The following is a 4292-nucleotide window of genomic DNA, read 5'->3' on the forward strand; positions in this document are numbered from 1 at the left end:
TGAGGCTCTCGACGTAGCGGCGCTGACCTTCGGCATAGATGGTGTCGAAGGCCAGGCTGGATTTGCCGCTGCCGGACAGGCCGGTGATGACGGTGAGGCTGTTCTTGGGGATGTCGACGTCGACGCCCTTGAGATTATGCTCGCGGGCGCCCCGGACGCGGAGATGGGACAGCTGGTTGGCGGTGGTCATCAGCGGCATGTCGTCCATCGGATGGCATGCCGCAAGGGGGGTATGCGCCGGAGGTCAGGGGGGTGCGTCAGCGTGTGCGGAAGCGGGCTTCGAGCCAGGTGCCGGCGAGCAGTGCGGTGAGGACCGGCCAGGCCCAGAAGCTCTGCGCGGCCATATAGGCGGGCGGCCAGATATCGACCTCGACGAAGGTGGCGAGGTGGATGGTGCAGCCGACGACCTGGAAGCCGGCGGCCCAGAGCGGCCAGAAACGGTCCGAGCGCAGCGCCAGCACGATCAGGAAGACCAGCAGCGCCATGTCGATGCCGAGGATGCCGGTCTCCGGGCTGGCGAAGCCGCTGGCCTTGGCGACGGGGGAAAGAAGGGCGGCGAAGATGATCGCCGAGGCTGCCATCCGCTCGTCGCTGCGGCCGCGCCAGAAGGCGATCCCGCAGCTGATAATCATCAACGCAATGAACAATGCCGGTATCAATGGACCGTATCCCCAGGAATTATCTTATATTATACAGACGGTTACGCCGGCGGGCAAGCCCGCCGGCGTTGATAGGGGTGTCAGGCTGCTTCGCTGACGGCATGCAGGTGCGAGGGGCGCTCGAGGCGCAGCTTCTGCAGGCTGCCGAAGGCGACGGCGCCGAGGCCGATCTGCTTCTGGGCGACGGCGAGGGCTTCATGGGTGGCGCAGATGCCGCCGCGGGCCTCGACGAGGTTCGAGCAGGTGCGGCTGGCATGCATGAACGCTTCATGGCCGATCATCGGGGACAGATTGGCTTCGATGCGGGCCTGCGGCATGCGGGCAGTCAGCGCGGCGACAGCGGCGATGGCGGCGTCGATGGCGGCCTCTGCAGCGAACAGCTGCTCGGCGATGGATTCAGCGGCGTGGCGGCGTTCCTTGAGCATGGCACAATCCTTCGTTCTGCGGCCGAGGGCACGCAGTTGGGTTGACGGTCCGGACGACCGTCGTCCGAACGTTAGATCAGAGCAGGCTCTTCAGCGACGAGAGCGCCGACAGAATGGCGCCGAAGCTGAGGGCAGAGCCCATGGCAATTCCGGCGATCCAGGTAAGGCGCACCCCGATGGAGAGGGTATTGCGCTTTCCCCAGGGCAGGTTCCCTGCGAGTGGTCGGACGCTTTCACCAAGGTCAGTGGTGATGGCGCCCGACCGACTGCCGAGCATCGCTGCTTCGCTGGTTATCGATGCATCCGTGTTGCGGGGAGGGCCGCTGACGTCTGGATCGAAGCCCGGACTGACTGTTTGGCGGCTGCCCTGCTGAGCGTCGCCAGCCAGTGAGGCCGGTGACCCCACAATCCCGTTTTCCGGCGCATTTTCCATATCCGGAGACTGGTATATCAACGGCTGATACGCCTCCGGGGCGACATCCAGGCCGGATTCTTCCTGCATCAGCAGGCGTGCAGCCTCGATCCGGCTGGTCACCCCGAGCACCTTCATCGAGGTGCGCAGGCGCATGTCAACGGTGTGCGGCGAGACCCCGAGGATGCGGGCAATATCTTTGGAAGTCAGATGGTTGAAGACCAGGCGAAGGCAATCGCGCTGGCCGTCGGTGAGCTGGGCGACGGGGGTGAGGATGGGGCGGGGAGCGGGGTCGGACATCAGGCTGCGTGCGTTGAACGCGCCCACACGGAAGCTGCGTGCAAAGCCGCCTCCCGGATTGTCTTCATCATCGCAAATGCTCAAATTCATCCTGGCACGCCCTGTGATTGACCGTCGACCGCATACACACCCTTTCTTCATATGCGCTGAAATGGCCTCGTTACGCAAGGTTTACGATTCGAAACGTGGGGATAAGTTAATGAAAAGTATATTTTTGATCGCATGATTCGGGAGTCGCATCGATAGCCGGCGCGCGGCGATTCGGTTCCAGGGCGGCACGCCATGGCATTTCATTTTGTAACCGGCTTGAAATTGGCCTGAAATCCGCCCCGTCTGGTGGCAATTGCTGGTGACGCGGCCCGACTTTGGCCTATTGAAGGCGGTTGGCAGACAATGGATGGCCCGTGACGCGCGTGTTAAATGATGTTTCCAGATCGAAAGATTCTTTGACATTGGCCGCTTTGGACGGGCAGCCGATGCTGCGACTCGAGCCAAAAGGCGTGGCGAAAGTCTGGGGACGCGGGCGCGACAGCGCCTGGGCATGCGGGATCGCCTTCGGGCCGGACGAGGACCGGCGGATCGGCGAGGTCCATCATCGGCTGCCGGCCGGGCTGGCGCGCGAAGAGGCCGAACCGCTGCTGCTGAAGACGCTCTATGCCGAGACCATGTTGAGCGTGCAGGTCCATCCCGATGCGGCCACGGCGGCGCGGCTGGGGCTGGCGTCGTCGAAGGACGAGGCGTGGCTGGTGCTGGAGGCGGCGCCCGAGGCGGTCGTCGGGCTGGGGCTGCGCGAACCGATGTCGTCAGCGGCGCTGCGGGCGGCGGTGCTGGACGGGTCGATCGTCGAGGCGATGAACTGGATTCCGGTCAGTGTCGGCGAGGCGCTGATGGTGCCTGCGGGGACGATCCATGCGATCGGCGCCGGGCTGACCCTGTTCGAGGTCCAGCAGAACATGGATGTGACCTATCGGCTGCATGACCATGGCCGGGGTCGGGCGCTCGATATCGACACCGGGCTGGCGGTGGCGCGGCGCGAGGCCTGGACGCCGCCGGTGCCGGCGCCGGCGGCCGGGCCGGGGCGCGAGACCCTGGCGAGCGGCAACAGCTTCGTGATGGAACGGGTGCGCGGCGGCGGGCGGCTGGCGCCCGAGCCGGGACGGCCCGTTTGGCTGGCGGTGATCGACGGGACGGCGCGGATCGATGGCGAGGCGCTGGACCAGGGGCGGGTGGCGCGGATCGGCGGGGCGGTGACGATCGAGGGCGGGGCCACGCTGCTGCTGGCGCAGCCGGGGCCGGCGCCCCAGCCGGGGCTGTGGGTGCCTATGGGGGACGGTTGATGGAGATGCTGCGGGGCTGGTTCGACGGGATCATGGCGCTGGGGGCCGGCTATGGGGTCAACCCGCTGGTGTTTGCCGGCATCTATATCGGGGCGATTCCGTTCTTCCTGCTGTTCAGCGGGCTGGCGGTGAAGCGGCGGCGCGAGGGGCGGGCGGCGACGGGGCCAGTGCTGCTGGCGTCCTTGTGCTTCGTGTCGTCCTATCTGTACCTGGCAATCGTCGGCCGGGGGATTCCGCTGTGGGTCTGGGGGTTCCTCGGGCTGATGCTGGTCTATGGGGCGTGGAGTGCGGTCAAGGGCTATCGGGCGAAGTTGCGCGGCTGAACGGATTTCAGGTGCAGCGGAGCGTGGCGAGGGGGGCTTCGACATGCGGATAATCCATGCCGTCGGGGATGCTGACCCAGGTTTCGCCGTCTCGCTGGCTGAAGCGGGGCTGGATGAGTGCGTCGCCGTGGCGGGCGGCGGAGGCGAGCAGGGCCTCGATGTCCGGATATTGGGCGATGCGGGCGGCGAGGCAGCGGGTGGGGAAGACCAGCGCCTCGATATGGCCGGCGAGCAGGTCGGCGGCGGTGATCCAGTGGAGGGCGGTGGCCTCCTGGCCGTCGGCGGTGAGCGCTGTTGTGTCGTGGCCGGTGACATCGACCAGATAGAAGCGTGCGCGGAAACGGCGGGTGACACGGGCTTCGATCGCCGGCTCCCATTGGGCGAAGGGGTGGAGGATCGACAGGTCGGCGTGATGATCGAGGCCGGCGAGCAGCGCGGCGAAAGTACAGGCCTCGGCCCTGTCCGGGCCTTGCGACAGGGCGTTGCGGGCATTGGCCTGGGCGGTGGCCGCGGGGCGGGGGCCGGTGGTGAGCAGCAGGCCGGTTTCCTCGAAGGTTTCGCGCAGTGCGGCTATGCGGGCGGCGGCGTCGATGGGATCGAGGCCACCGGCATGGCTGGCGAGGCGCGGGTCCTGCGCGGTGGCATGGTCGGCGGGGTCGACACGGCCGCCGGGGAAGACCCAGGCGCCGGCGGCGAAGCGCATGTGCTGGCTTCGCTCGGTGATCAGCAGTTCGGGTGGGCCGCTCGGGGCGGCGCGGAGCAGGATGGCGCTTGCGGCAGGCTGGGTTTCCATCGGGGGACTGTAGCGGGGGTGGCGGGGTGAGGGGAGGGGCGAT

General features: G+C 67.1%; 7 protein-coding genes. 2 read left to right on the forward strand and 5 right to left on the reverse strand.

Annotated features, from left to right (window positions below):
- The 4 genes from ACTIFJ_RS14935 to ACTIFJ_RS14950 form a co-directional block, all read right to left on the reverse strand.
- Nucleotides 1–208, reverse strand: a 208-nt coding sequence (locus ACTIFJ_RS14935) for a hypothetical protein (protein WP_439534906.1), incomplete at its 3' end; no start/stop codon positions are given.
- A gap of 49 nt (nucleotides 209–257) precedes the next feature.
- Nucleotides 258–632 carry a hypothetical protein gene (locus ACTIFJ_RS14940; protein ID WP_439534907.1) on the reverse strand — a complete coding sequence of 125 codons (375 nt, stop codon included), beginning with the start codon at nucleotides 630–632 and terminating at the stop codon, nucleotides 258–260.
- Nucleotides 633–739: 107 nt separating this feature from the next.
- Complete coding sequence (locus ACTIFJ_RS14945; protein ID WP_439534908.1) at nucleotides 740–1084, reverse strand: hypothetical protein; 345 nt, start codon at nucleotides 1082–1084, stop codon at nucleotides 740–742.
- A 76-nt stretch (nucleotides 1085–1160) separates the two neighbouring features.
- Nucleotides 1161–1886: a helix-turn-helix transcriptional regulator gene (locus tag ACTIFJ_RS14950; RefSeq protein WP_439534909.1), complete on the reverse strand. Its 726-nt coding sequence runs from the start codon at nucleotides 1884–1886 to the stop codon at nucleotides 1161–1163.
- 386 nt (nucleotides 1887–2272) lie between these two features.
- On the opposite strand from ACTIFJ_RS14950, the gene ACTIFJ_RS14955 reads away from it, so the two are divergent.
- Together ACTIFJ_RS14955 and ACTIFJ_RS14960 are read left to right on the forward strand one after the other, a co-directional pair.
- A complete protein-coding gene (locus tag ACTIFJ_RS14955) occupies nucleotides 2273–3133 on the forward strand; it encodes a class I mannose-6-phosphate isomerase (protein ID WP_439534910.1) in 861 nt (286 codons plus the stop codon).
- On the forward strand, nucleotides 3133–3456 hold the full coding sequence (locus ACTIFJ_RS14960) for a hypothetical protein (RefSeq protein WP_439534911.1): 324 nt from the start codon (nucleotides 3133–3135) through the stop codon (nucleotides 3454–3456). The genes ACTIFJ_RS14955 and ACTIFJ_RS14960 overlap by 1 nt, the downstream gene beginning before the upstream one ends.
- 7 nt (nucleotides 3457–3463) lie before the next feature.
- Here the strand turns inward: ACTIFJ_RS14960 and ACTIFJ_RS14965 are convergent.
- Nucleotides 3464–4292 (reverse strand): NUDIX domain-containing protein (locus ACTIFJ_RS14965; RefSeq protein ID WP_439534912.1); only part of this gene is annotated, 829 nt, incomplete at its 5' end.

Source organism: Polymorphobacter sp., from assembly GCF_051860865.1.
GTDB lineage: Bacteria > Pseudomonadota > Alphaproteobacteria > Sphingomonadales > Sphingomonadaceae > Sandarakinorhabdus.

Coding starts and splice junctions, on each gene's coding strand:
- ACTIFJ_RS14960 (WP_439534911.1), top strand. CDS start 3,133: ATGGAGATGCTGCGGGGCTGGTTCGACGGGATCATGGCGCTGGGGGCC.
- ACTIFJ_RS14955 (WP_439534910.1), top strand. CDS start 2,273: ATGCTGCGACTCGAGCCAAAAGGCGTGGCGAAAGTCTGGGGACGCGGG.
- ACTIFJ_RS14940 (WP_439534907.1), bottom strand. CDS start 632: ATGATTATCAGCTGCGGGATCGCCTTCTGGCGCGGCCGCAGCGACGAG.
- ACTIFJ_RS14945 (WP_439534908.1), bottom strand. CDS start 1,084: ATGCTCAAGGAACGCCGCCACGCCGCTGAATCCATCGCCGAGCAGCTG.
- ACTIFJ_RS14950 (WP_439534909.1), bottom strand. CDS start 1,886: ATGAATTTGAGCATTTGCGATGATGAAGACAATCCGGGAGGCGGCTTT.